We start from the raw sequence: 25,658 nt of genomic DNA, 5'->3' as shown, positions 1-25,658 counted from the left end.
CCTCGACGAAAGGTCGGTCCGCATGGACTTCTCACCGCTGAAGGCGGCCCTCGCAGACGTTGTCGCGATCCCGGTGACCCCGTTCACCGAGGACGGGAGCATCGACATCCCGGCGCACCGCGCCCTGCTGCGACGGCTCCTCGACGGCGGCGTCCGCATCGTCACCCCGAACGGCAACACCGGTGAGTTCTACGCACTCACCCCCGACGAGCGGCGCACCGTCACCGAACTGACCATCGAGGAGACCGGCGACCGGGCCACCGTCCTCGTGGGCGTCGGACACGACGTGCCCACCGCGGTGGCCGCCGCCGAGCACGCCAGGGACCACGGGGCACAGATGCTGATGGTCCATCAGCCGGTCCACCCCTACGTCTCGCAGGACGGCTGGGTCGACTACCACCGGGCCATCGCCGAGGCCGTCCCCGGCCTCGGGGTCGTCCCCTACATCCGCAACCCGCTCCTCGCCGGTGAGCGTCTCGCCGAGCTCGCCGACAGCTGCCCCAACGTCATCGGCGTGAAGTACGCCGTCCCGGACGCCGCCCGCTTCGGCGCGTTCGCCCGGGACGCCGGCCTGGAGCGGTTCGTCTGGGTCGCCGGGCTCGCCGAGCTCTACGCCCCCTCCTACTTCGCCACCGGCGCCACCGGCTTCACCTCGGGGCTCGTCAACGTCGCCCCCGGGGTCTCGCTCGCGATGCTTGAGGCACTGCGGGCGGGCGACTACCTCGCGGCGATGAAGGTCTGGGAGCAGATCCGGCGCTTCGAGGACCTGCGCGCCGACCGGCAGTCCGCCAACAACGTGACGGTCGTCAAGGAGGCCCTCTCCGCACTCGGGCTCTGCCGCCGCGACGTACGGGCGCCGAGCCGGGTGCTGCCAGACGAACAGCGCGCCGAGGTCGCGGACCTGGTCGCGGGGTGGTCGATATGACGGACATGCACACCGACGGCACCGACGGCCGCATCGCCCCCGAGGACCTGCGCAGCCACCAGTGGTACGGCACCGACGGACTTCGCTCGTTCAGCCACCGCGCCCGCACCCGGCAGCTCGGCTACCTCCCCGAGGAGCACCTGGGCAAGCCGGTCATCGCGATCCTCAACACCTGGTCCGACATCAACCCCTGCCACGTCCACCTGCGCGACCGCGCGCAGGCGGTCAAGCGGGGCGTCTGGCAGGCCGGCGGCTTCCCCCTGGAGTTCCCGGTCTCCACACTCTCGGAGACCTTCCAGAAGCCCACCCCGATGCTCTACCGCAACATGCTGGCGATGGAGACGGAGGAACTGCTCCGCTCCTACCCCGTCGACGGGGCGGTCCTGCTGGGCGGCTGCGACAAGTCCACGCCGGCCCTGCTGATGGGCGCCGCCTCCGTCGACCTGCCCACGGTCTTCGTGCCGGCCGGCCCGATGCTGCCGGGCCACTGGCGCAACGAGGTCCTGGGCTCCGGCACGGACATGTGGAAGTACTGGGACGACAAGCGGGCCGGACTCATCGGCGACTGCGAGATGGGCGAGCTGGAGAACGGCCTCGCCCGCTCCCCGGGCCACTGCATGACGATGGGCACCGCCTCCACCCTGACCGCCGCCGCCGAGGCCCTCGGCGTCACCGTGCCGGGTGCCTCGTCCATCCCCGCGGTGGACTCCGGGCACGACCGCATGGCCGCACAGTCCGGGATCAGGATCGTCGACCTGGTGTGGCGTCAGCTGAAGCTCTCGAAGATCCTCACGGCGGACGCGTACGAGGACGCCGTCGCCACGGTCCTGGCCCTCGGCGGCTCCACCAACGCCGTCATCCACCTGATCGCGATGGCCGGCCGCTCCGGGGTGAAGCTCACCCTGGACGACTTCGACCGCATCGCGCGCACCGTGCCCGTCCTCGCCAACCTCCGCCCCGGCGGGAAATACCTGATGGAGGACTTCCACTTCGCCGGAGGGCTCCCCGGGTTCCTTGCCCGCCTCACCGACGTGCTCCACCTCGACCGCCCCACCGTCACGCACCGCACGATGCGCGAGCAGCTCGACGGGGCGCTCGTCCACAACTCCGAGGTCATCCGGGAGCGCGACAACCCGCTGGCCGAGGAGGGAGGCGTCGCCGTCCTGCGCGGCAACCTCTGCCCGGACGGCGCGGTCATCAAGCACATCGCCGCCGAACCGCACCTGCTGCGCCACACCGGACCCGCGGTCGTCTTCGACGACTACAAGGAGATGCAGCGCAGGATCAACGACCCTGAGCTGGCCCTCACCCCCGACCACGTCCTGGTGCTGCGCAACGCCGGCCCCAAGGGCGGACCTGGGATGCCCGAGTACGGCATGCTGCCGATCCCCGACTACCTGCTGAAGCAGGGCGTACGGGACATGGTGCGGCTCTCCGACGCCCGGATGAGCGGCACCAGCTACGGGGCCTGCGTCCTGCACATCGCACCCGAGTCGTTCGTCGGCGGGCCGCTCGCCCTGGTCCGCACCGGCGATCTCATCACCCTCGACGTGGAGGCACGGCTGCTCCACCTCGAGATCTCCGACGAGGAGCTGGAGCTCCGCAGGTCCGCGTGGACCGCACCGCCCGCCCGCTACGGGCGGGGATACGGAGCGCTCTACCAGGACCAGATCACCCAGGCCGACACGGGATGCGACTTCACATTCCTGTCCAGGCCGGGAGAGGTGCCCGACCCCTACGCGGGCTGAACCGGGCGAAGAGAATTCCGCGCACCGATCCGTCCGGGATACCGAACGGGATGCGGCAAGCGCTTGCACCTGCACCGAACGCACGGCACATCCAGCACTTCCAGAGATCGGAGACGCGTCATGGCCCAATCCGTAGCCGTGGCCACACCGCCCCCGAAGGGGAAGGCGCCCAGGCGCCGTTCGGCCGGCTCCCGCCGCCTGCCGTACCTGCTGATCGCGCCCGCGGGCCTGCTGATGCTGGGCTTCATCGCCTACCCGGTGGTCAGCGTCTTCTACTACAGCCTGCAGAACTACAACGTCACCAAGCCCTGGCGGAACGGCTTCGCGGGCCTCGACAACTTCACCCGGATCTTCACCGAGGACGACCAGTTCTGGTCCACGCTCGGCTTCAGCGCCCAGTGGGTCTTCACCCAGGTGACGCTGCAGCTCGCGCTCGGCCTCGCGCTCGCGCTGATCGTGAACCAGACCTTCATCGGCCGCGGCATATCCCGCGCGATGGTCTTCTCGCCCTGGGCCGTCTCCGGCGTGCTCACCAGCACCATCTGGATCCTGCTCTACAACTCCTCCACCGGTTTCAGCCGCTACCTCGCGGACGCCGGCATCGGTGAGTACGGCACCTCGGTCCTCTCCGACACCGGCACCGTCTTCTGGGCGGCCACCGTCTCGGAACTCTGGCGCGGTGTACCCTTCTTCGCCATCCTGATCCTCGCCGACCTGCAGTCCGTCTCCAAGGAGCTGTACGAGGCGGCCGCGGTCGACGGCGCGGGCCGGATGCGGCAGTTCTTCCACATCACCCTCCCGCACCTGCGCGACGCGATCATCCTGGCCACCCTGCTGCGCGGGGTCTGGGAGTTCAACAACGTCGACCTGCTCTACACCCTCACCGGGGGCGGACCGGCCGGAGAGACCACCACACTCCCGCTCTACGTCGCCAATACCGGCATCGAGGGCCACGACTTCGGGTACGCGTCCGCGCTCACCACCGTCGCCTTCGTGATCCTCCTCTTCTGCTCGATCGTCTATCTGCGCCTGAGCAAGTTCGGAGGCGACCACAAGTGACTGCCGCACTCGTAGAGAAGAACGACGCCCGCACCTCCGGGTCGTCCCGCGGGAACGACACCCCGCCGCCCTCCTCGCACCGCCGCGCCAAGCGCGAGCGTGCCTTCGACGACGTACCGCGCTGGCAGATCTACCTGCCGCTCGGCCTCTACCTGCTCTTCACGCTCATCCCGTTCTACTGGATGTTCCTCTTCGCCGTACGGCCCGCCGGCTCCACCTCGCTGGTGCCCTGGCCGATGACGGGGGAGCACTTCTCCAAGGTCTGGAACGAGCGCAGCTTCGCCGTCTTCTTCCAGAACAGCATGATCGTCGGAGTCGCGACGCTCATCGCCACGACCCTGGTGGCCCTGGCGGGCGGCTACGCGCTGGCCCGGTTCGACTTCAAGATCAAGAGCGGCTTCATGCTCGCGCTGCTCTGCTCGCAGTTCATCCCGGGCGCCCTGATGCTCGTGCCGCTCTTCGAGATCTTCAAGAACCTCCAGATGATCAACTCCCTCGGGAGCGTCGTCATCGCGGAGACCGTCTTCCAGCTGCCCCTGTCGATCATCCTGATCAGCGGCTTCATCAAGAACGTCCCGGTCTCCCTCGAAGAGGCCGCCTGGGTGGACGGCTGCTCGCGCTTCAAGGCCTTCTGCGCCGTCGTCCTGCCGCTGCTGCGGCCCGGACTGATCGCGGTCGGGTCGTTCGCCTTCGTCCACAGCTGGAACCACTTCCTGTTCGCCCTGATGTTCCTCAGCGAGCAGGACAAGCAGACGATCCCGGTCGGCCTGAACACCCTGATCGGCGCCGACAGCGTCGACCTGGGGGCGCTGGCCGCCGGCGGAGTCATCGCCGCGGTGCCCGTGGTGATCGTCTTCGCCTTCATCCAGAAGTGGCTCATCACCGGCTTCAGCGCCGGCGCCGTGAAGGGATGACGGACATGACCCCCGACTGCCGTACGCGTACCGCGCCCCGCGGAGCAGGAGCGGGGAGGGCGGACCGATGAGCGGGACCACCCCCGTACCGATCGTCCTGGCCGGCGCCCGCGGCCACGGCCGCTGGCACCTCGCCAACATCCGCCGGCTCCAGCACCAGGGTCTGGTCAGGCTCGCCGGGATCTGCGAGCTGACCCCGCTGACCGACGCCGAACTCGACGTGTTCGCAGGGGAGATGCCCGAGCAGTCCTCGGACTTCGGGGCGCTCCTGGACTCCACCGGTGCGCGCGCCGCGGTGATCTGCACGCCCATCCCGACCCACACCGCGCTGGCCCTGACGGCAGCCGCCCGGGGCGTCCACCTCCTCCTGGAGAAGCCCCCCGCCGCCACCTGGGACGACTACTCCCGCATGGCCGCCGGGGTCCGGGAGGCGGGCGTCGCCTGCCAGATCGGCTTCCAGTCGTTCGGTTCGCACGCCGTGGCCGCCATCAAGGAGCTCGTGGACTCCGGGGCGATCGGCGCGGTCCGGGGGATCGGCGCGGCCGGGGCCTGGGTACGCGACGACGTCTACTTCAGGCGGGCGCCCTGGGCGGGCCGTCGCAGGATGGGCTCGACAGACGTGGTCGACGGGGTGCTCACCAACCCGCTGGCCCACGCCGTGGCCACCGCGCTCGAACTCGCCGGCCGGGGGACCGCCGAGGACGTGGCCTCCATCGAGACCGAACTCTTCCGCGCCCACGACATCGAGGCCGACGACACCAGCTGCGTCCGGATCACCACCACCGACGGGATGCCGGTGACCGTCGCCGTCACCCTCTGCGCGGAGGAGGCCGGGGAACCGTACGTCATCGTCCACGGCGAGCACGGGCGCATCACCTTCTGGTACAAGCAGGACCGGGTCCTCGTCCAGCGCGCCGGACACGGCCCGGAGGAGGCGGTGCACGGAAGGACCGACCTCCTGGAGAACCTCGTCGACCACCTGGAGCACGGCACCGAGCTCCTCGTCCCGCCCGAGCGGACCGGCGCGTTCATGCGCGTCCTCGAAGCCGTACGCACCGCCCCCGACCCCAGCCCGCTGCCCGAGAGCGTCTGGTACACCCGGCCCGCCGACCGCGGCGACGGCGTCCGGCGCGTCGTGCGGGGCATCGACGGGGCCGTCGCAGCCGCGGCGGACACCCTCACCCTCTACTCCGAACTGGGCGCCTCCTGGGCGCGACCGAGCGAGGTGAGCACCTCATGACCACCGCACTCCTCAGCTGCGCCGGACGTCCCGTCGGCCGCTACAGCTACCGGACCGAGACGAACGGCCGGCCATACCTCCACCCCGTCACCACCCTCTCGGGCACCCCCGTGACCGAGGAGCGCCCGGCCGACCACATCCACCACCTCGGCGCCTCCGTCGCCGTGCCCGACGTGGCCGGACACAACTTCTGGGGCGGACGCACCTACGTCCGCGACCAGGGCCCCACCGAGCTCGACAACCACGGCACGCAACGTCACCTCGGCTGGAAGCTCCGCGACCCCGACGGGTTCGTCGAGGAGCTCAGCTGGGAGGCCGACGGCTCCGAACTCCTGCGTGAGCACCGCACGGTGGCCGCCGCCGAGCTCACCGACACCGCCTGGGCGCTGGACTTCTCCTTCTCCCTCACCAACCGGAGCGGCGCGGACCTGTCCATCGGGAGCCCCGCCACGAACGGCCGGCCCGGTGCCGGGTACGGCGGGTTCTTCTGGCGCGCGCCCAAGGAGCCGCAGGCACCGGACGTCTTCAGCGGAACGCTCGACGGCGAGGAGGCCGTGCACGGCAGGGCGGCCGACTGGCTGGCCCTCGCCGGGGACGGCTGGACCCTCGTCTTCGCCGGGGCGACCGAGGAGACCCGGAGGGACCCGTGGTTCGTGCGGACCACCGAGTACCCGGGGGTCGGCTCCTCCCTCGCCGCCGACCGGAGGCTTCCCGTCGCCGCCGGAGCCACCGTCGTACGCCGTGTCGTCACGGTCGTCGCCGACGGACGCCTCGGCCGTGACGCCGCCGCGGCCCTCGTCCGCAAGGCGGTCGCGGGATGACCATGCCCTGGAGAGCCGACCTCGGGGACGGCACCTACCGCAACCCGGTCCTGAACGCGGACTGGTCGGACCCGGACGTCGTCAGCGTCGGAGACGACCACTACCTGACCGCGTCCAGCTTCGGCCGCGTCCCGGGCCTGCCGCTGCTGCACTCCCGCGACCTCGTCAACTGGACGCTCGTCGGCCACGCCCTCGACCGGCTCGCGCCGGAGACCGACTTCGCGGTGCCCCGCCACGACTGCGGTGTGTGGGCCCCCTCCCTGCGCCACCACGCCGGACGCTTCTGGATCTTCTGGGGCGACCCCGACCACGGTATCCAGCAGATCAACGCCGAGTCCGTGCACGGTCCCTGGAGCGAGCCGCACCTGCTCAAGGCGGGCAAGGGCCTGATCGACGCCTGCCCCCTGTGGGACGAGGAGACCGGCGAGGCGTACCTGGTGCACGCGTGGGCCAAGTCCCGCTCCGGCATCAAGAACCGCCTGACCGGCCACCGGATGAGCCCCGACGGGCGCGAACTCCTCGACGAGGGCACCACCCTGATCGACGCCGACACGATCCCGGGCTGGTTCACCCTGGAGGGCCCCAAGCTCTACCGTCACGACGGCTGGTTCTGGATCCTCGCCCCGGCCGGGGGAGTGGAGACCGGCTGGCAGGGTGCCTTCAGGTCGCGGACGTTCGACGGCCCCTACGAGGAGCGGGTCGTCCTCGCCCAGGGCGGCACCGAGGTCAACGGCCCGCACCAGGGCGGCTGGGTCAGGACCGCCGCCGGTGAGGACTGGTTCCTGCACTTCCAGGAGCGCGGGGCCTACGGCCGCGTCGTGCACCTCCAGCCGATGCGCTGGGACGCCGACGGCTGGCCGGTCATCGGCGACGAGGGGGAACCCGTCCTCACGCACCGCCGCCCGAAGGCCCCCGACCAGGCCGCCGTGGCGCCCGCCTCCGGCGACGGCTTCCCCGGCGGGCGGTACGGACCCCAATGGCAGTGGACGGCCAACCCGCAGCCGGGCTGGACGGTCGACCACGAGGGCGACGGCCTCCACCTGAGCTGCGTACGCACCGCCTACGCCCACGATCTGCGGGCCCTGCCCAGCATCCTGACGCAGCGGCTGCCCGCCGAGGAGTTCACCGCCGAGGTGGCGATCACCCTGGGCTCCGCCGTACCGGGGGCCAAGGCCGGCCTCGCCGTACTCGGCGACGCCTTCTCGTGGATCGGCCTTGAGGCCGGGGCCGACGGCACGCCCAGGCTCGTGCACCGTTACGCCGAATCCGTGGCCGAGCACGAACGGGACGCCGAGTACTCCCGGCCCGCACCCGGGCCCGGTGTCCGGGTCCGGATCGAGGTCACCCGGGGCGCACGCTGCCGCTTCCACGCCGACACCGGCGACGGGACCGGGTTCCAGCCGTCCGGCCAGGTCTTCGCCGCCACCCCGTGGCGCTGGGTCGGGGCCCTGCTCGGCCTCTTCGCCACCGCTCCGGCCGGCGACGGCGCCGCCGGGACGGCCCGCTTCACCGAATTCAGCACCACCGGAAGACCTCCAACCGCCTGATCTCCGCACCGCTGTATGGGAGCCGCAATGACGCACCTCCGTACCGAGCGCACCAGAGCGAGAACACCGTTCACCGCCTTCACCCTCGCCGCGGCCTCCCCGCGTGCCCGGGGCCGGGACGGTGGCCGTCGGAAACAGCCGCCACGGGGCCGTCCGGCATCTCCGCCGGGCCGACGCCACGTGCGAGCCGGCCCCACGCGGACCGGCGCACCGGCACCGCACCGCACGAACCACTGAACCTCCCCCCACGCACGCGTACAGATCCGAGAGAGAAGAGCCGACATGAACATCTCGAAGACGCTCCGGGGGCGTGCCGCGACCGCGGTGTCCCTCACGGCGGTCCTGGCCCTCGGGGCCACCGCCTGTGGCGACGACGGCAGCAGCTCCGGCACCGAGGGCAGCGGCAAGGGCGAGATCACCTTCTGGGACAACAACGGTGGCCCGCGCACGGCGATCTGGACCGAGATCATCAAGGACTTCGAGAAGGAGAACCCTGACATCAAGGTCAAGTACGTCCCGATCCCGATCGCCGACGTCCAGTCCAAGTACGACACCGCCATCGCCGGTGGCGGCCTTCCCGACGTCGGCGGCGTCGGCACCGCGTACCTGGCCAGCATGGTGTCCCAGGAGGCGCTGGAGCCGGTCAACGACCGCCTGGACGGGTCCGCGCTCAAGGGCAAGCTCGTCGAGGGCATGGTCGAGAGCGTCAGAGCGGCGGCCGGCCGCGGCGACGACCTCTACTCCGTGCCCACCTCCGCCAACAACGGCGCCCTCTGGTACCGGACCGACCTGTTCAAGGCGGCCGGTCTCGAAGAGCCCACCACCTGGCCGAAGTTCTACGAGGCCGCCGAGAAGCTGACGGACACCAAGAAGAACAAGTTCGGTTACACCATCCGCGGCGGCGCCGGCTCCATCGCGCAGGCGCTGGACGCGATCTACGGCCAGACCGGCATCACCGAGTTCTGGGACGGCGACAAGACCACCCTCAACGACCCGAAGAACGTCGCGGCGCTGGAGAAGTACGCCGCCCTCTTCAAGAAGACGACGCCGTCCGCCGACGTCAACAACGACTTCACCAAGATGGTCGCCCAGTGGGACTCCGGCACCATCGGGATGCTCAGCCACAACCTCGGCTCCTACCAGGACCACCTGAAGGCCCTCGGCGAGGACAAGTTCCGCGGCATACCCGCGCCGATCGGGGACGGCGGCACCCGCGTCCAGGTCTCCAACCCCGTCGACGGTCTCGGCCTGTTCCGGTCCAGCAAGAACAAGAACGCGGCCTGGAAGTTCATCGAGTTCGCCGCCTCGCACGAGTCGAACAGCAAGTGGAACGAGTCCGCGGGCGCGATCCCGGCCAACACCGAGGCGGCCAAGGACCCCTGGATCTCCCAGACCGAGCCCACCGCGCTCGCCGCGAAGGCGCTCACCGACGGTTCCACCAAGATCGTCGACCTGCCGTACTACCTGCCCGACTGGAACAACATCAGCAAGGCCGACAACGAGCCCGAGTTCCAGAAGCTGCTCCTCGGCAAGGTCACGGCCAAGGCCTTCCTGGACAAGATGGCCGAAGAGCTGAACGCCGCCCAGAAGGAGTGGAAGGAACTGGGTAACGGCTGACCGGTCGTCCCCGCGGACGGCCCCCATGACCGGGGGACCGGCGGCGGTCCGGGTCGCACCCCGCCGCCGGTTCCTCGCACCACCCACACCCCCCTCGGTGCCGCGTCCTCCACCGGCACCACCTCACGTTCCTCCTTCGAGATGTGTCCTCCGAGAGAGGCAGTCAGACTGTGTCACTCACCCGCAGAAGGACGGCAGCCGCGCTCCTCGCGCTGCCCCTCGCGCTCAGCGCCACCCCCGCGCTCGCCCACGGCGGCAGCGGCGGAAGGCCCCGTTCCAGGACGCTCCACATCGCCGGCGACTCGACGGCCGCACAGAAGTACGCCGACGCCGCGCCCGAGACCGGCTGGGGCATGGCCCTCCCGTTCTTCCTCGGCCACGGCCTCGCCGTCGCCAACCACGCGATGAACGGCCGCAGTTCCAAGAGCTTCATCGACGAGGGCAGGCTCACCGCCCTCCTCGAAGGCGTCCGCCCGGGCGACATCGTCCTCATCCAGTTCGGTCACAACGACGAGAAGACCGAGGACCCCGCCCGCGGCACGGACCCGTACACCACCTACCAGGAGTACCTGCGCCAGTACGTCAAGGGCGCCCGGGCCCGGCGCGCCGAGCCCGTACTCGTCACACCGGTCGAGCGCCGCCGCTTCGCCGCGGACGGAACTGCCTCGCCCACCCACGGTGAGTACCCCGCGGCCATGCGCGCCCTGGCCTCGGAGGACCGCGTGGCACTGCTCGACATGCAGGCGGTCTCGCTGGCCCGCTGGCAGGAACTCGGCCCCGACGGGACCGAGGCGTACTTCAACTGGCTGGAGCCCGGCGAGTCGCCGAACTACCCCGACGGCCGCCAGGACAACACCCACTTCCGGCCCGAGGGAGCGATCGAGGTGGCCAGGATGACCGCCCGCGCCCTGCGCGAGAAGCGCGTGCTCGCCCCTCGGGACCTTCGCCGCCTCGACTCCGAGGTGCCCGCGGAGTGGATCACCTGGCCGCAGGCCTGATCCTCCGCCACCGGGGCCGGTGCCACCGGCCCCGCCTTTCCCGGATCTCCTCCACTTCTTCCACGTACGACAGTTAGGGATCAGCCATGCCCGCACGTATGAGACACACCCGCGCCATCGCCGTGGTGCTGGGAACCGCCTCGCTCGCCCTCGCCGTGACCGTCCCCGCCCAGGCGACCGTCCACGGGAAGGGCATCGAGCGTTCCGTGCTCCCTGCCGGTGACGGCTGGGCGTCCGCCGAGGGCTCCACCACCGGCGGCGCGAAGGCCACCCCCGACCACGTCTACACCGTCACCAACCGGGCCGAGCTCATCGCGGCCTTCGAGGAGGCGGGCGACGCGCCGAAGATCATCAGAATCGCCGGCACCATCCACGGGAACTCCGACGCCGAGGGCACCCCGATCGGCTGCGAGGCGTACCAGCAGGACGGCTACACCCTGGAGAAGTACCTGGCCGCCTACGACCCGGCCGTCTGGGGCCGGGAGGAGGTCCCCTCGGGGCCGCTGGAGGACGCCCGCGTGGCCTCCGCCGCGCTCCAGGCCGCCGCAGTCAACGTGAACGTCCCGTCCAACACCACCCTCGTCGGTGTGGGCAAGGATGCCACGGTCATCGGGGCCAGCCTCCAGGTCAAGGGCGTCTCCAACGTCATCATCCGCAACATCTCCTTCGAGGACACCTACGACTGCTTCCCGCAGTGGGACCCCACCGACGGGGAGACCGGCCACTGGAACTCCGAGTACGACAACCTCGTCGTCTACGGCTCCACCCACGTCTGGGTCGACCACAACACCTTCAGCGACGGTGACCGGCCCGACTCCGAGCAGCCCCGCTACTTCGACGAGCTCTTCCAGCAGCACGACGGCCTCTTCGACATCGTGCGCGGCGCCGACCTCGTCACCGTCTCGTGGAACGTCCTCAAGGACCACGACAAGACGATGCTCATCGGCAACAGCGACAGCGCCGGTGCCACCGACAGCGGTCATCTCCGTGTGACCCTGCACCACAACCTGTTCAAGAACGTCAACGAGCGCGCGCCCCGCGTCCGCTTCGGACAGGTCGACTCGTACAACAACCACTTCGTCGCCACCACCGGCAGCGTCTACGGCTACTCCTACGGCATCGGGAAGGAGTCCAAGCTCGTCGCCGAGTCGAACGCCTTCACGCTCGGCTCCGGCTTCGACCAGGCCAAGATCCTGAAGAAGTGGTCCGAGTCCTCCCTCACGGCGGGCAACAACTACGTCAACGGGCGCAAGACCGACCTGATCGCCGTGCACAACGCGGGCGTTCCCGAGGAGCAGCTCACCGCGGGCGCCGGCTGGACCCCGACGCTGCGCACCAAGGTCAACCACCCGCTCGTCGTCCCGCTCCTGGTCGGCCTCGGCGCCGGCGCGGGCAAGCCCCTGGTCCGCTGACCCGTCGGTCAGCCGACCCACAGACCGGCCGGAGCGGCACCGCACGCCTTCCAGCACCCCGGAAGGCGCCGCTCCGGCCCACCGGCTCCCCGCACACCGCAAGCACCCGCAAGCCCGCAAGGAGTACCGCAATGCCCAGCAGACGCAGTGCCCTGTCCCTCTTCGCGGGCGCCGGTGCGGCCCTCGCCCTGGGATCTCCCGCCGCCCATGCCGCACCCGGCCGGCCGACGCGCCCCGGCAGTCCCTTCGGACGCCACGGATCGCCCTCGCACCGGCTCGACGCCCTCACGCTCTACGTCGACCCGCACGGCAGGGGGGACTTCACCGACGTACGCGCCGCCCTCGACGCGGCCACCGGCACCGGCCGGACCCTGGTGATCGCCCCCGGCACCTACCGCGGCAAGCTCTCCGTCCCCGCCGACCGTGCGGATCTGACGCTGATCGGGGCGAGCGGCGACCCGCGCGACACCGTCATCGTCCACAACGACGCGGCCGGCACCCCGAAGCCCGACGGCTCCGGCACCCTGGGCACCAGCGGATCCGCGTCCGTCACCGTCCAGGCGGCCGGCTTCACCGCCCGCGACGTGACCTTCGCCAACGACTGGCTGCGCTCCGACAACCCGGAGTACACCGGCACCCAGGCCGTCGCGATCAAGGTGCAGGGCGACCGTTCGGCCTTCTACGGCTGCCGCTTCCTCGGCCACCAGGACACCCTGTACGCCGACACCCTCGCCCTCACCGCCTTCGCCCGCCAGTACTACCGCGACTGCTACATGGAAGGCGACGTCGACTTCGTCTTCGGCCGCGCCACCGCGGTCTTCGACCGCTGCCACTTCCGCACCCTGGCCCGCACCGACCTGGCCGCCGCCCCCTACGGCTTCGTCTTTGCGCCCAGCACCGCCGGGGCGAACCCCCACGGCTACCTGGTCCAGCGCTCATTCGTCACCAGCACGGCCCCCGACGGCTACTACAAGCTGGCCCGCCCCTGGGTGCCCTCGTCGGACCTCACCGCGCACCCGATGCTCACCGTCCGCGAGAGCCACCTCGGCTCCGGGATCGACGCCGCCGAGCCCTACGGCACGATGTCCGCGGGCTTCCCCTGGCAGGACCAGCGCTTCGCCGAGTACCGCAACACCGGCCCCGGCGCCCGTATCACCGACCCCGCCGACCGGCCGCAGCTCAGCCGGGCCGAGGCCCGCACCCACACCCCGGTCGACTACCTCGGCGACTGGCGCCCCTGCGCGTGAACTGCGGGATCACCGAGCGGGTGCTGCCCTCCTTCCACGAGCGGCTGAGGGAGGAACTCACCTTCCCGCTCGCCTGGGAGCGGTACACGGGAGACTTCCCGGCCTGGCGCGCCGAGGCACGCGCCGTCGCCGGGGAGTCGCTGCTCCAGCCCGCCGGTCCCGGCCCCGAACCGTTCGCCCCGGTGACCGTCGACGAGCACCCCGAGGGCCCGTACACCGCGCGCACCGTGGAGTTCGCCCTGAGCCGGTACGGCCGGGCACGCGGCTCCCTGCTGGTCCCGCACGGCACGGGCCCCTTCCCCGCGGTGCTCGTCCTGCACGACCACGGGGGCGAGTTCACCATCGGCAGGGAGAAGGCCGTACGCCCCCGCTCCGGGCACCCGGAGCGGGGGCGCCGCGCGCGGGCATGGGCCGACCGCCACTACGGAGGCCGCTTCGCCGGGGACGAACTGGCTGCCAGGGGCTACGTCGTACTCGCCGTGGACACCCTCGGCTGGGGCGACCGGGGCCCGCTCGCCTACGAGGACCAGCAAGCCCTCGCCGCCAACCTCCTCCAGCTGGGCACCTCGCTCGCCGGCCTCACCGCCCACGAGGACATCCGCGCGGCGGCCTTCCTCACCTCACTGCCCGAGGTCGACAGCCACCGGGTGGCCGCCCTCGGCTTCTCCATGGGCGGCTACCGGGCCTGGCAGCTCTCCGCCCTCTCCGACGACATCCGCGCGGCGGTCGCCGTCTGCTGGATGACCTGCCTGCGCCACATGCTCGTCCCGGGCGACAACACCCTGCGCGGCCAGTCCGCCTTCTTCATGCTCCACCCCGGCCTCAACCGGCACCTGGACATCCCGGACGTGGCGTCGATCGCCGCTCCGAAGCCGGCCCTCTTCCAGGCCGGCGGCGCGGACCGCCTCTTCCCGCCCGCCGGGGTCACGGCCGCCTACCGGAAGCTGCGCGCGGTCTGGGAGTCCCAGGGAGCCGGCGACCGCCTCACCACCGAGATCTGGCCGGGCGTGGGGCATTCGTTCGGGAGGGGCATGCAGGAGGCGGTGTACGGGTGGCTGGACCGGTGGGTGGCCGGGTGAGGGCAGAGCCGACCGCCCCCACGGCCGTTGTGACGGGGGGCGGTCAGGCAGGTCATGACAGGCAACGGCCGGTCGTCGGCTCCAGGTCGGTCACGGTGTGCGGCACCTCGACGGACTCTCCCGGGGCCACGGAGAAGTTGTAGTCCCCGCCGAAGCAGTACGTCATCGTCGTGTCGTTCGAGATGCTGGTGACCTCGGAGGCGCGCAGGAAGGTGTACGAGTCGCCGTCGGCGACGTAGACGGTCGGCTCGTAGATGTCGTTCACGGTCATGCAGACGTACCCGTCGACGTGGCACGCCGCAGCCGCCTGAGCCCCGGCGGCGCTCGCCGCGCCCGAGCCGACCACGGTCAGGGCGGCCATGGTGGCGCCGACCAGAACTCCACGCCAGGCGTTGTGTCGCAACATGAGTGATGTCTCCTGTGGTTGGGCACGGGGTGGCCGTGCGGTCCGAACTTCGCCGAATCTCCGCCGAGTTGTGCGGTGATCGACGAGCCGGACGCTAGGCAGGGCCCGTTACCGGTGCGTTACCGGAGCTCCGGAGTCCGCTGTGCCGGAGGCGGCAACCCTGTTCCCTCCAGGCGCACTTCGCCCGGTCACCCTGTGAACGCCCGCCTCATCCTGCCGAGTTGTTGAACGCCCGGCGGATCGTCAGATCGACGACCTCGGTGTCGAACTGGACGACGGAGTACCCGATCGCCGAGCCCGAGCTCGTGAAACAGGTCTGGGTGATCTGGACCAGTGGGACGGGCGCGGTCTCCCCGCCGGTGGCGAACGCCTCTCCGGCGAGCGCGGCCTGGATCTTCCCCTCCATCCGGTGCAGCGTCTCCCCGGACTGCTCCCGGACGAGCCCGATGAAGTCGACGTCCACGTCCCGCAGCGGGGTCAGGTCCACCGGCCGCCCGCCGATGGTCTTCAGGCACCAGTCCCGCAGGTGGACCGCGGGCTGTCCGTCGACGGTGAAGACGCGCTCGACGTACCAGGTCTCCGGGTCCTCCCCGGACAGGTCCAGGCGGGCCGCGACCTCCGGGTCGGGCCTGACGGAGGCGTGGTGCCAGTGGGAGAGACCGGGTTCGCGTCCGGCGCTCCTGATGATCTCCTTGACGGGGACGAGGTCGGTCACGCTGAACGACGCCGGGGGCGCCGGGGCGAGCACGGTGGTGCCCACACCCCAGCGCCGCTCGACGAGCCCGTCCGTGACGAGGATGGCCACGGCCTCGCGGACCGTGTTGCGGCTCAGGCCGATCCGGCGGGCCAGCTCCGCTTCCGGGGGCAGCCGGTCACCCGGCCGGTAGTCCGTGGCGATCAGCGTGCGGAGCTCTTCCGCCGCCTGGGCTCGGAGCGTACGTAGCCGTGTCAAGAGATCTCCATCCTCGTCAGCCGCCCGCAGCCATCGGTTCGGGCGTCTGGGTGAAACCTAACGGGCGCCCGACGGGGACGACGCAACGCCTGCTGTCGCGGCCTCGGTTCCTTCCCGCTCCACCTCTCCGACGTCGGTCCTCGGGATGAGGAGGGAGACCAGCAGGCCGAGGGCGGCGAGGCCGGTGCAGGTCCACAGCGCGGTGGCGTAGCCGTGGTGGGTGGGTGCTCCGCCGACCTGGAGCTGGGTGATGATGCCGCTGCTGACGGCGATACCCAGCGAGGCGCCGATACCGAAGGCGGCGGTGTTGAACCCGGTCAGGGCGCCGGGTGCCTCGTGCGAGGACAGCAGGACGCCGAGGCCGTCCAGGGCGGTGAGTACCAGTCCCGTGTAGCAGGCGCCCAGCACCAGGGTCATGGCGAAGGCGACCTGGGGGCTGTCGCTGAACGCGGCGAGAGTGGCCAGGCCGGCGACCGTGACGACGAGCCCGGTGATGAGGATGACCCGCCAGCCGATCCGCGGGGCGAGGGAGCCGGCGAAGGGAGCGAAGGCGAAGCCGACCACGGAGACCGGCATGGTGTACAGCAGCGCCGCGGTGGTGGCGCTCATCCCGAAACCTCCACCCGCGTTCTGTGCGAGCAGGGGCAGTACGAAGAGCGTTGCCGCGCCCGCCCCGGAGAGCGTGAGGATGTTGGTGAGCAGCAGTGGCCAGGCACGGCGGGAGCCGAGTTCGCTCGTCCTGATCAGCGGTTCCCGGACCCGCTTCTCGACGAACGGGAACGCGGCCAGGAACACCACCGCGACCGTCAGGCAGACCAGGGTGACCGGATCCGTCCAGCCCCATTTGCCGCCCTGGGAGAGCGTCAGCGAGAGCCCGGTCAGTCCGAGCGCGATGGTCAGGCACCCCTGCCAGTCGAGGCGTCGCTTCTCGGTCGTGGCGATCTCCGGGACGACGAAGTAGACGCAGATCACCGCTGCCGTGGTGAAGGCGACCATGCACCAGAACACGGCCCGGTAGCCGAAGGCGTCCACGATGGTTCCGCTGACGACGGCCTCCGCGCCGCCGAGACCCGCCTTGACGGCGGCGATGACCGCCAGCGCCTTGCTGAACGTCCTGAGGTCGAGCAGGTCGTGGAGGATCAGAAAGGCGAAGGCGAAGACCGCGCCGCACATGCCGGACAGTGCACGGCCGGCGAGATACACGCCGACACCCGGCGCCAGCGCCACGATCACATTGCCGGCCACCAGCACACAGAGGCTGAACAGGAGGGCCTTGCGGCGCCCCGTCCAGTCGCTGATCCGGGTCACGACGATCGCGGACACCGCCCCGATCATCGCGAAGAGGGTCTGCGCGAGCCCGACCGTCGCGGTGTCGGTGTGAAGACTCTCGATGATCTGCGGGTTCGCGGGCGCGATCATCGTGTTGTTGAGCTGGTAGCTCCCGACGGCCAGCAGGAGGGCCGTCACCAGCCAGGCCGTGGCCGGAGTGCTCCTGCCCGGCACTCGGCGTCCCGATGGGTGGTCGACGGGGGTCATGGGGCTCCCTCACGGAGAAGATTGGACCTCTGGGGGTCCAAGGTTTGGTCCATGAAATGGCGCGACGACCGAGCTGTCAAGGGATGGACATCCAGAGGTCCAATCTTTAAGTTTGAGAGGTCAAGAGAGCTGGAGCCCGCACATGAGCACGAACATCCTCGTCTTCCTGACCGACGACCATGCGCAGTGGGCCGCCGGCTGCTACGGGAACTCGGAGGTGCAGACCCCCAATCTGGACCACCTCGCCGAGACAGGCGTGGTCTTCGACAACGCCTGGACGCCCTCCCCGGTCTGCTCGCCCGCCCGCGCGTCCTTCTTCACCGGCCGGCTGCCCTCGCAGCACGGCGTGCACGACTACCTCGCCGAGGCCGACCCCGAGGTGCGCGCCACCGACTGGCTCTCGGGGGAGCGCCTGATCAGCGAGGTCCTGCAGGAGCACGGCTATGTCACCGGGCTGAGCGGAAAGTGGCACCTCGGGCACGGCGAGCGCCCGGCGCCCGGGTTCGACTTCTGGTACTCGCGGAGCGCGCCCGTCTCCGAGGCGGAGGGCTACCACACCCCCTGGCGGCGCACCGAGCCCGTCGAGAAGCGCTACGACCGCCAGGCCATCACCGACCGGGCCATCGAGTTCCTGCGCAACCGGACCCTCGAAGCCGACGAGAAGCCGTTCTTCCTGTTCGTCGGCCACCTCGCCACCCACAGCCCGTGGGCCGGAGCCCCCGAGCGGCTGGTCGGCCGCTACCGCCGGGCCACCTTCCGTGACATACCCCAGGACGTCACCCACCCCTTCGGCCGCCTGCGGTCGGAGTCGCTCTACCCCAGCCGCAACGACCCGCGCGAGGCCCTCGCCCAGTACTACGCGGCGGTCACCGACATCGACGAGCAGGTCGGCCGGGTCCTCGACGCCCTGGACACCCTCGGCCTCCGCGACGACACCCTGGTGATCTACACCAGCGACCACGGTCTCAACACGGGCCACCACGGAATCTGGGGCAAGGGCAACAGCACCCTGCCCTACAACGTGGTCGACGAGTCGATCCGCGTACCCCTCATCGTCAACCACCCCGGATCGATCCTGGGCGGACAGCGGCGCAGGGAGAACGTCACCCACACCGACACCTTCCGCACGCTCCTGGACTCCGCCGGCGCCGGCACACCGGCCGAGCCGTCGACCCCGTACCCGGGCCGCAGCTACCGCGACGCCCTGCTCGGCGGACCACTGCCGGAGGCGTCCGGCCTGGTCTTCGCGGAGTACGGCAACCTCCGCATGGTGCGCTCGGACCGCTACAAGCTCGTCCGCCGCTTCCCGGACGGGCCGCACGAGATGTTCGACCTGCACCACGACCCGCGCGAGACCACCGACGTCATCGACGACCCCGCGCTCCGTGACCGGCTCACCGAGCTGGACGAGGCGCTCGACACCTACTTCGCCGCCCACGAGGAGCCCGGCAGGGCCGGCACGCATGTGCTCGACCAGCCGCGCCACAACGGCGACGAGGCCTGGCGCGACAACCGGCCGCCCGTCCTCGTCGAGTCCAGCCAGTGGCTGGAGAACCTGGAGGAGAGCATCCAGCAGAAGCGCAGGCAGGCGCACGCGTCCCGGGCCACCGCCCCGAGCGCCACCGTGACGACCGACGGAGACAGCCATGAGCAGCACTGAGGCCGCACCGGCCCCGGCAGGCCGCACCGCCGCCGAGTCCACACCCTCGTGGCCCGACCCGCCACGCGGTGGCCGGCCCAGCATCCTGACCGTGGTCCTGGACGACACCGGCTGGTCGGACTTCGGCTGCTACGGCTCCGAGATCCGAACCCCCGCCATCGACGCGCTCGCCGCCGGCGGACTGCGCTTCACCAACTTCCACGTCAACCCGATGTGCTCCCCGACCCGCGCCAGCCTCTTCACCGGCCGGAACAACCACGCCCTCGGCATGCGCTTCATCGCGGACACCGACACCGGCTTCGACAACTCCCGCGGCAGGATCGACCCGGCGGTCCCGCTGCTCCCCGACCACCTGCGGCCGCACGGCTACGGCTCCTACCAGGTGGGCAAGTGGCACCTGGCGCCCGGACACGAGATCACGCCCGCCGGACCGTACGACAACTGGCCGCTGCGCCGCGGCTTCGACCGCTTCTACGGCTTCATGGGCGGCGCCACCGACCAGCGGGCCCCGGAACTCTTCGAGGACCACCACCCGGTCCGCCCGGCCGCAGGCCCCGACTACCTCCTCTCGGAGGACCTCGCCGACCGCGCCATCTCCTATCTGCGCGAGCACCGCACCTACCGGGCGGGCAGCCCCTTCTACCTGAACCTGGCCCTCGGGGCCACCCACGCACCGCTCCAGGCCCCCCGCGCGTACATCGAGCGGTACCTGGAGACGTTCACCAAGGGCTGGGACCAGACCCGTGTCGACCGGCTGCGCCGCCAGACCGAGGAAGGCCTGGTGCCCGAGGGCACCGGCCTCACCGAACGCAACCCCGGGGTCGCCCCGTGGGACGAACTGACCCAGGACCAGCGCACCCTCCACACCCACCTCCAGGCGGTGTACGCCGGTTTCCTGGAGCACGCCGACGCGCAGATCGGCCGGGTCGTCGACGCGCTCCGCGAGTGGGGCGAGCTCGACAACACCATCGTCATGGTGCTCTCGGACAACGGCGCCAGCAGGGAAGGCGGGCCGCAGGGCGCCGTCGACGTCAACGCCCCGTACAACGGCATCCCCCAGACCGTGGAACAGGAGCTCTCCCGGCTGGACAAGCTCGGCGGCCCCGAAGGGCCGGCGCACTACCCCGAGGGGTGGGCGACCGCGAGCAACACCCCGTTCCGGCTGTACAAGCAGTACACCGACCTCGGCGGGGTGCGTGTGCCGCTGGTCGTGCACTGGCCGCTCGGGATCGCCGAACCCGGCGGGATCCGCCACCAGTTCGTCCACGCCGTCGATCTGGCACCGACCGTCCTGGAGGCCGTCGGCGCTCCCGTCGACGGGGCGCGGTTCGACGGCCGCAGCATGCTCGCCGTACTCGCCGACGCCGACGCCCCGGCGCCGAGGGACACCCAGTACTTCGAGATGCTCGGCCACCGCGCACTGTGGCACCAGGGCTGGAAGGCCGTCACCACGCACGTCCCCGGCACCCCGTACGAGGACGACGTCTGGCGGCTGTACGACACCCGGCGGGACTTCTCCGAATGCCACGACCTCGCGGCGGAGCAGCCGGAACGGCTGGCCGCGCTCCGTGAGGTCTGGGAGAGCGAGGCCGAGCGGCACGGGGTCTTCCCGCTGGACGACCGGCCGCTCAAGGCACTGCTCGCGCTGAACACCGGGCAGGGGCTGCACGGCGCGACCCACGTACGGCTGGAGGCAGGGGCCTGCCACGTGCCCGCGCCGACCCGGATCACCGGGAGCAACAGGTCGATGCGGGCGACGGCGACACTGAGCCGCACCGCCGACGGCGTCCTGCTGGCCAGCGGCACCGCCGCGGGCGGATACGTCCTCTACATCAAGGACGGCCGGCTGGTCTTCGAGCACAACCTGCTCGGCGACCACGTCGTCTGCGCCTCACCGGGACCGCTGCCCGCCGGGACGGATACGGCCGGCTTCCGCCTGCACTGCCATGACGACCGTTCGGCGCGCGTCACCATCGAGGCCGGCACGGTGCCGCTCGCACACGCCGGCATTCCCATGACCGCCGGACGGCTCTCCGGTTACGGCCTCGACATCGGCCGGGACACCCTGAGCCAGGTGTCGGCGGCCTACACCGGCGAATTCCCGCAGCCACGGGGCGCGCTGGTCCACGTCGACCTCGACTTCACCGCCCCGGAGGACATCGAGGACGTCGCCGCCACCATCGAAGCGGTCGAGTGAGCCCGCTGCCGTAGGGGAACGGGCAGGAGCCCGGGCCCGCGCCGCCGCGCGGGTCCGGGCCCCTGGTCCAGTGGTCGCCCCGGGAAGACGGGGCGTGTATCGAAAGCGGTCTCAGCCCTTCGAGCGGGTGAGGCCCCTTCCGGAGCGCTTCCTACTCGTAGCTGATGTCCGACTCCGAGTAGAGGCAGTACTTCCCGTCCGGGCCGCTGCCGATCTCCTCCGGCTCGTCACCGTCGTCGTTGCCCTCGTAGCGGACGCAGGGCTCGATCTTCTTGCTGTCGTCGCCGTGGATGCGGATCGAGCTGAGGGTGGCGGTGTCGCCGTAGTTGCTGTTGATGCCGACCAGGGACTTGCCCGGGGCCGTGACGTCGACGTCCTTCACGACGATGTCGCGCTTGTACATCGTCGAGCAGTTGCCGCAGGAGCGGACGAGCTTGCCGAAGTCCTCGACCTGGAAGCCCGAGATCGTCAGCTTGCCCGCGCCGTTGAACTGGAAGACCTTGTCCTCGGCCCCCTTGGCGCCACCGCCGTTCACCGTGTAGACGGAGCTCGACGACTTGCCCTTGAAGGAGGCGGCGTCCTCGCCGACGTCCGTCCACCACACGTTCTCCAGCGTGCAGCTTCCGGCGCAGTGCACGCCGTCGGCGGCGGGAGAGCCCAGGACGACGTTCTTCAGGGTCGCCCCGTCGGCCAGCTCGAAGAGGGCGTCCTGGCCCTCCTCCTGGCCGTCGCCGCCGAGGTCGCCCTCGCCGTAGAACTCCTTGAGGTCGCCGTCGTAGGTACCGGAGACCTCGATGGACTCCGAGACCGCCTGCCGGCCCGTGGGGGAGGGCCATTCGGCAGCCGCGGCCACCGTCGCGTCGGCGGTCGCCGCGCCGGCGGGCTGGAGCATCACATTCGTGGCCAGAGCGGCACCGGTGAGGCTCAGGGCCGCCGTAATCGCGGCGGCCATGCGGCGCTTGCCGGTGCGGCGGCGGTGCGTGTGCGCGCGTTCACTCATGTTGGCTGATCCCGTTTCTGGAAGGTGGGGGGAGTCTCTTGCACTCCTGGGTCGCCACCGTCGCCGAAAGGGTTGCCGGGTTTCGGAATTGTTTCTTCCAGGGCTCGTGGGCCGGTCCGGGTGGGTTCAGCGGGCGCCGCTGAACCCACCCCCGACCGAGGCGGGTCCGTCCGCCGCCCTCGCCCGTGCCGTGTACGTGTCCCGGCCCGGGTCGCGGGGACCCTCGGCGTGGTTGTACTGGCCGGCGAAGGTGTGCGTACCGGCCGGGACGCTCCGCCCGGGCCTCAGCGTCCAGCGGTAGACCAGGAAGCCGTCCAGCTCCCGCACCGAGACGGTGAAGTCCGCCTCCGGCAGGGAACGCCAGGAACCGGTGGTGTTCACCCCGCCGGTCTGGGCGATCCGCAGTTCGACGGTGAGCGAGGACAGCGGCTGCCGGGTCCTCACCACCACCTCGCTCTGCGCCCAGTAGGCGTTGCTGTTCGGGTTCACCGAACTCGCCGACGACAGCGGGCCGTCCTCGGCGGATGCCGCCCCACTCCCATCGGGTGACGAGGTCGCCGGGCCGGGTGCGGCGGGTGCCGGGGAGATGCCCCGCCCCGCGGTCCGCTCTCCCTGGCCTCCGGCCGAGGTGACCGCGAAGGCGCCCGCCGTCAGCACCCCGCACACCGCGACCGTCGCGCCCGCGACCCGCAGCCACGGCATCGGAGACCGCGGCGGCCGAACGGGGCGGGCCGGCGCCTCCCGCGCCATGCCCCGCTCGATCCGGGCCAGCATCCGCGCCCGGTCCGGGCTGTGCGAAGCGGCGGCCGTACGAAGCCGCTCCCGCAGATCCTCGTTCATCAAGCCCTTCCTCCGGTGCGCTGCGCGGCTGCCGCCACCTGTACCTGTGCCGCCGGTGTCTCGGGCCCGAGCAACCGCTGGAGTTCCGCCACACCGCGCGAGGTCTGGCTCTTCACCGTACCGACCGACACCCCGAGAACGAGAGCGGTGTCGCGTTCGGAGAGGTCGAACGCGTGCCGCAGCACCACACAGGCCCGCTTGCGGAACGGCAGGCGCCGCAGGGCTCCTTGGACGTCCACCACGGCCGACACGTCGGGTCCGTCCGCCTCGTAGCCCTCGCCGGCCCCGCGCGGCGTCCAGAAGAGCGCGATTCTGCGGCGCTCACGGACCGCGCTGCGGATACGCGTACGGGCCAGGTTGGCGACGACGCCCCTCGCGTAGGCCGCGGGGTGGTCGGCGCCCCGGACCCGGTCCCAGCGGTGCCAGAGCGCCATGAGCGCGTCGGCGGCGAGGTCGTCCGCCGCGTCGGCCTCACCCGTCAGCAGGTGTGCCAGCCGGGCGAGTTCGGCGTAGTGCGCCTCGAAGAACGCCCGGAACTCGACGGCAGCGGCATCGTCCACGACTGTGCCCACGGGTACCTCTCCTCTGCACGGATCCTGCGCGCTCGGACGCGTTGTGTACGTTCCCAATTCCGCTTGCGGGGCGAGAGCGTACCAACGCGTGTCCCGGAAGCGCTTCGACGCATGTGTGCCTCCAGTAAGGCGTAACCCGGCGAAAACCTGAACCCCCCTGCGCCGGATGAGACGAAGTGGGACCACGCGGGACCAGCGCCGGGGACCCCGCCACGGGTGTGCGCCCACGCAAGACGTAACACGGCGAAAACCTGAAATCGCCGCGACCGGTGAACAATCCGGCTGACCGACGCGTGAACCGTACACAAGGAGGAGTGCCATGCCGGACAGACCAGACACCACCCCACCCGTACCCGAGGCGGACGGAGAGGCGGGGCCGACGCCCGTGAAGTCCCCGGCCGCCACCGTCCCCGGACCCTCGGCGTCCCCGGAGAACGCCGCGGTTCCGGCGGGCGCCGCCCGGTGGGGCGCGGTCGACCGGTTCTTCTCCATCACGGCCCGGGGCTCGGACCTCGGCCGTGAGATACGAGGCGGCTTCGCCACCTTCTTCACCATGGCCTACATCCTGGTGCTCAACCCGATCATCCTCGGCTCGGCCGAGGACAAGTTCGGCAACCAGCTCTCGGGGCCCCAACTCGTCACCGCCACAGCCCTGGTGGCCGCGGTGATGACCATCGTGATGGGGATCGGCGGCAATCTTCCGCTCGCCCTCGCCGCGGGGCTGGGCCTCAACGCCGTCGCGGCCTTCCAGCTCGCCCCGCTGATGAGCTGGCCGGACGCCATGGGGCTCATCGTCATCGAGGGCCTGCTGATCTGCGTCCTGGTGGTCACCGGGCTCCGGGAGGCGATCATGCACGCCATCCCGGCCTCCCTCAAGCAGGCCATCAGCGTCGGCATCGGGCTCTTCATCGCCTTCATCGGCTTCGTGGACGCCGGCTTCGTATCCCGCATCCCCGGCGAGACGGGCTCCGTCCCCGTACAGCTGGGAGCCACCGGGCAGTTGTCGGGCTGGCCCGTGCTGGTCTTCTGCCTCGGGGTCCTGCTCACGGTCGCCCTGCTCGCGCGCAAGGCCAAGGGCGCGATCCTCATCAGCATCGTCGTCATGACCGTCGTCGCGGTGATCATCGACGAGATCGCCGACATCGCGCCCACCGCGTGGGGCCTGACCGTGCCCGCGGTCCCCGACGACCTGGTGGCCGCGCCGGACTTCGGCCTGATCGGCTCCTTCAGCCTCTTCGGCGCGTTCCAGCACGTCGGTGTGATCACCATCGTGCTGCTGGTCTTCACCCTGCTGCTCAGCGACTTCTTCGACACCATGGGCACCGTGGTCGGCGTCTCCCACGAGGCCGGGCTGCTCGACGAGGACGGCAAGGTCCCGAACCTGGGCCGGGTGCTGCTCATCGACGGGGCGGCGGCCGTGGCGGGCGGCGCCGCCTCCGCCTCCTCGGCCACCTCCTACGTCGAGTCCGCCGCCGGCGTCGGCGAGGGCGCCCGTACCGGCTTCGCCTCCCTCGTCACGGGCGCTCTCTTCGCCGTGGCCCTCTTCCTCACCCCGCTCGCCACGATCGTCCCCGCCCAGGCGGCCGCCCCCGCCCTGGTCGCGGTCGGCTTCATGCTGATGGCCCAGGTACGGCACATCGACTGGGAGAGGTACGAGGTCGCCATCCCGGCGTTCCTCACGATCGCCGTCATGCCGTTCACCTACTCGATCACCAACGGCATCGGCGCCGGCTTCGTCGCCTACGTCGTGATCAAGGCCGTGCTCGGCAAGGCCAAGGAGGTCCACTGGCTGCTGTGGGGCACCGCGGCCCTCTTCGCGGTGTACTTCGCGATCGACCCGGTCGAGCAGCTCCTCGGAGTGCGGTAGCCGCGCCGCCCCGCCGCCGTC

At 71.0% G+C, this 25,658-nt stretch carries 21 protein-coding genes; 15 read left to right on the top strand and 6 right to left on the bottom strand.

All coding sequences use genetic code 11. From position 1 onward, the window contains the following. Positions 1-22 precede the first annotated feature (22 nt). From ACGFNN_RS25550 to ACGFNN_RS25495, 12 genes are all read left to right on the top strand, one after another. Positions 23-925: a dihydrodipicolinate synthase family protein gene (locus ACGFNN_RS25550; RefSeq protein ID WP_393559610.1), complete on the top strand. Its 903-nt coding sequence runs from the start codon at positions 23-25 to the stop codon at positions 923-925. After that, positions 922-2,673 (top strand): L-arabinonate dehydratase, encoded by a 1,752-nt coding sequence (araD, locus tag ACGFNN_RS25545; protein WP_393559275.1) that lies wholly within the window; start codon positions 922-924, stop codon positions 2,671-2,673. Before ACGFNN_RS25550 ends, araD begins: the two co-directional genes overlap by 4 nt. Positions 2,674-2,793: 120 nt before the next feature. Then, positions 2,794-3,732, top strand: a complete 939-nt coding sequence (locus tag ACGFNN_RS25540; protein ID WP_362542743.1) for a sugar ABC transporter permease — start codon at positions 2,794-2,796, stop codon at positions 3,730-3,732. Continuing rightward, entirely contained in the window at positions 3,729-4,646 is a 918-nt protein-coding gene (locus tag ACGFNN_RS25535; RefSeq protein WP_393559273.1) for a carbohydrate ABC transporter permease, read from the top strand. The genes ACGFNN_RS25540 and ACGFNN_RS25535 overlap by 4 nt, the downstream gene beginning before the upstream one ends. Before the next feature lie 67 nt (positions 4,647-4,713). Next, entirely contained in the window at positions 4,714-5,886 is a 1,173-nt protein-coding gene (locus ACGFNN_RS25530; protein ID WP_393559271.1) for a Gfo/Idh/MocA family protein, read from the top strand. After that, the gene (locus ACGFNN_RS25525) at positions 5,883-6,707 is read left to right on the top strand and encodes a PmoA family protein (RefSeq protein ID WP_362674708.1); all 825 of its coding nucleotides are present in this window, start codon (positions 5,883-5,885) and stop codon (positions 6,705-6,707) included. Before ACGFNN_RS25530 ends, ACGFNN_RS25525 begins: the two co-directional genes overlap by 4 nt. Then, positions 6,704-8,254 carry a family 43 glycosylhydrolase gene (locus ACGFNN_RS25520; RefSeq protein WP_393559269.1) on the top strand — a complete coding sequence of 517 codons (1,551 nt, stop codon included), beginning with the start codon at positions 6,704-6,706 and terminating at the stop codon, positions 8,252-8,254. Before ACGFNN_RS25525 ends, ACGFNN_RS25520 begins: the two co-directional genes overlap by 4 nt. Before the next feature lie 282 nt (positions 8,255-8,536). Further along, entirely contained in the window at positions 8,537-9,871 is a 1,335-nt protein-coding gene (locus tag ACGFNN_RS25515) for an ABC transporter substrate-binding protein (protein ID WP_393559268.1), read from the top strand. 170 nt (positions 9,872-10,041) lie between these two features. Then, positions 10,042-10,869, top strand: coding sequence for a rhamnogalacturonan acetylesterase (locus ACGFNN_RS25510; protein ID WP_393559266.1), 828 nt, complete (start codon positions 10,042-10,044; stop codon positions 10,867-10,869). An 86-nt stretch (positions 10,870-10,955) separates the two neighbouring features. Beyond that, a complete protein-coding gene (locus ACGFNN_RS25505) occupies positions 10,956-12,281 on the top strand; it encodes a polysaccharide lyase family 1 protein (RefSeq protein ID WP_393559264.1) in 1,326 nt (441 codons plus the stop codon). 131 nt (positions 12,282-12,412) lie between these two features. Continuing rightward, complete coding sequence (locus ACGFNN_RS25500) at positions 12,413-13,528, top strand: pectinesterase family protein (protein WP_393559262.1); 1,116 nt, start codon at positions 12,413-12,415, stop codon at positions 13,526-13,528. Further along, positions 13,525-14,607 (top strand): dienelactone hydrolase family protein, encoded by a 1,083-nt coding sequence (locus ACGFNN_RS25495; protein WP_393559260.1) that lies wholly within the window; start codon positions 13,525-13,527, stop codon positions 14,605-14,607. Before ACGFNN_RS25500 ends, ACGFNN_RS25495 begins: the two co-directional genes overlap by 4 nt. Before the next feature lie 52 nt (positions 14,608-14,659). Here the strand turns inward: ACGFNN_RS25495 and ACGFNN_RS25490 are convergent, their stop codons facing one another. The 3 genes from ACGFNN_RS25490 to ACGFNN_RS25480 form a co-directional block, all read right to left on the bottom strand. Beyond that, positions 14,660-15,013 carry a hypothetical protein gene (locus tag ACGFNN_RS25490; protein ID WP_393559259.1) on the bottom strand — a complete coding sequence of 118 codons (354 nt, stop codon included), beginning with the start codon at positions 15,011-15,013 and terminating at the stop codon, positions 14,660-14,662. 208 nt (positions 15,014-15,221) lie between these two features. Continuing rightward, positions 15,222-15,965, bottom strand: coding sequence for a GntR family transcriptional regulator (locus tag ACGFNN_RS25485; RefSeq protein WP_393559257.1), 744 nt, complete (start codon positions 15,963-15,965; stop codon positions 15,222-15,224). A 57-nt stretch (positions 15,966-16,022) separates the two neighbouring features. Beyond that, positions 16,023-17,501: an MFS transporter gene (locus tag ACGFNN_RS25480; RefSeq protein WP_393559255.1), complete on the bottom strand. Its 1,479-nt coding sequence runs from the start codon at positions 17,499-17,501 to the stop codon at positions 16,023-16,025. 142 nt (positions 17,502-17,643) lie between these two features. Here ACGFNN_RS25480 and ACGFNN_RS25475 point away from each other — a divergent pair, with 142 nt between their 5' ends. Both ACGFNN_RS25475 and ACGFNN_RS25470 read left to right on the top strand, forming a co-directional pair. Then, the gene (locus ACGFNN_RS25475; protein WP_393559253.1) at positions 17,644-19,161 is read left to right on the top strand and encodes a sulfatase-like hydrolase/transferase; all 1,518 of its coding nucleotides are present in this window, start codon (positions 17,644-17,646) and stop codon (positions 19,159-19,161) included. Continuing rightward, positions 19,148-21,358, top strand: coding sequence for an arylsulfatase (locus ACGFNN_RS25470; RefSeq protein WP_393559251.1), 2,211 nt, complete (start codon positions 19,148-19,150; stop codon positions 21,356-21,358). Before ACGFNN_RS25475 ends, ACGFNN_RS25470 begins: the two co-directional genes overlap by 14 nt. 151 nt (positions 21,359-21,509) lie before the next feature. Here the strand turns inward: ACGFNN_RS25470 and ACGFNN_RS25465 are convergent, their stop codons facing one another. From ACGFNN_RS25465 to ACGFNN_RS25455, 3 genes are all read right to left on the bottom strand, one after another. Beyond that, positions 21,510-22,358, bottom strand: a complete 849-nt coding sequence (locus ACGFNN_RS25465; protein ID WP_393559249.1) for a pectate lyase — start codon at positions 22,356-22,358, stop codon at positions 21,510-21,512. Between the two features lie 126 nt (positions 22,359-22,484). Further along, positions 22,485-23,198: a hypothetical protein gene (locus tag ACGFNN_RS25460; protein ID WP_393559248.1), complete on the bottom strand. Its 714-nt coding sequence runs from the start codon at positions 23,196-23,198 to the stop codon at positions 22,485-22,487. Then, positions 23,198-23,770 carry a SigE family RNA polymerase sigma factor gene (locus ACGFNN_RS25455; protein ID WP_362542692.1) on the bottom strand — a complete coding sequence of 191 codons (573 nt, stop codon included), beginning with the start codon at positions 23,768-23,770 and terminating at the stop codon, positions 23,198-23,200. The genes ACGFNN_RS25460 and ACGFNN_RS25455 overlap by 1 nt, the downstream gene beginning before the upstream one ends. Before the next feature lie 319 nt (positions 23,771-24,089). Between ACGFNN_RS25455 and ACGFNN_RS25450 the strand changes: the two genes are divergently transcribed. Further along, the gene (locus ACGFNN_RS25450; protein ID WP_393559246.1) at positions 24,090-25,637 is read left to right on the top strand and encodes an NCS2 family permease; all 1,548 of its coding nucleotides are present in this window, start codon (positions 24,090-24,092) and stop codon (positions 25,635-25,637) included. The last annotated feature ends 21 nt before the right edge of the window (positions 25,638-25,658 follow it).

The sequence above is a fragment of the Streptomyces sp. NPDC048590 genome (genome assembly GCF_043199535.1).
GTDB lineage: Bacteria > Actinomycetota > Actinomycetes > Streptomycetales > Streptomycetaceae > Streptomyces.
This window is presented reverse-complemented; position numbering and strand designations above follow the sequence as displayed.

Bases quoted from the DNA above. Each gene is read 5' to 3' on its own strand.
- ACGFNN_RS25550 (WP_393559610.1), top strand. From the start codon at position 23: ATGGACTTCTCACCGCTGAAGGCGGCCCTCGCAGACGTTGTCGCGATC.
- araD (WP_393559275.1), top strand. From the start codon at position 922: ATGACGGACATGCACACCGACGGCACCGACGGCCGCATCGCCCCCGAG.
- ACGFNN_RS25540 (WP_362542743.1), top strand. From the start codon at position 2,794: ATGGCCCAATCCGTAGCCGTGGCCACACCGCCCCCGAAGGGGAAGGCG.
- ACGFNN_RS25530 (WP_393559271.1), top strand. From the start codon at position 4,714: ATGAGCGGGACCACCCCCGTACCGATCGTCCTGGCCGGCGCCCGCGGC.
- ACGFNN_RS25525 (WP_362674708.1), top strand. From the start codon at position 5,883: ATGACCACCGCACTCCTCAGCTGCGCCGGACGTCCCGTCGGCCGCTAC.
- ACGFNN_RS25520 (WP_393559269.1), top strand. From the start codon at position 6,704: ATGACCATGCCCTGGAGAGCCGACCTCGGGGACGGCACCTACCGCAAC.
- ACGFNN_RS25515 (WP_393559268.1), top strand. From the start codon at position 8,537: ATGAACATCTCGAAGACGCTCCGGGGGCGTGCCGCGACCGCGGTGTCC.
- ACGFNN_RS25505 (WP_393559264.1), top strand. From the start codon at position 10,956: ATGCCCGCACGTATGAGACACACCCGCGCCATCGCCGTGGTGCTGGGA.
- ACGFNN_RS25500 (WP_393559262.1), top strand. From the start codon at position 12,413: ATGCCCAGCAGACGCAGTGCCCTGTCCCTCTTCGCGGGCGCCGGTGCG.
- ACGFNN_RS25490 (WP_393559259.1), bottom strand. From the start codon at position 15,013: ATGTTGCGACACAACGCCTGGCGTGGAGTTCTGGTCGGCGCCACCATG.
- ACGFNN_RS25480 (WP_393559255.1), bottom strand. From the start codon at position 17,501: ATGACCCCCGTCGACCACCCATCGGGACGCCGAGTGCCGGGCAGGAGC.
- ACGFNN_RS25475 (WP_393559253.1), top strand. From the start codon at position 17,644: ATGAGCACGAACATCCTCGTCTTCCTGACCGACGACCATGCGCAGTGG.
- ACGFNN_RS25470 (WP_393559251.1), top strand. From the start codon at position 19,148: ATGAGCAGCACTGAGGCCGCACCGGCCCCGGCAGGCCGCACCGCCGCC.
- ACGFNN_RS25465 (WP_393559249.1), bottom strand. From the start codon at position 22,358: ATGAGTGAACGCGCGCACACGCACCGCCGCCGCACCGGCAAGCGCCGC.
- ACGFNN_RS25460 (WP_393559248.1), bottom strand. From the start codon at position 23,198: ATGAACGAGGATCTGCGGGAGCGGCTTCGTACGGCCGCCGCTTCGCAC.
- ACGFNN_RS25450 (WP_393559246.1), top strand. From the start codon at position 24,090: ATGCCGGACAGACCAGACACCACCCCACCCGTACCCGAGGCGGACGGA.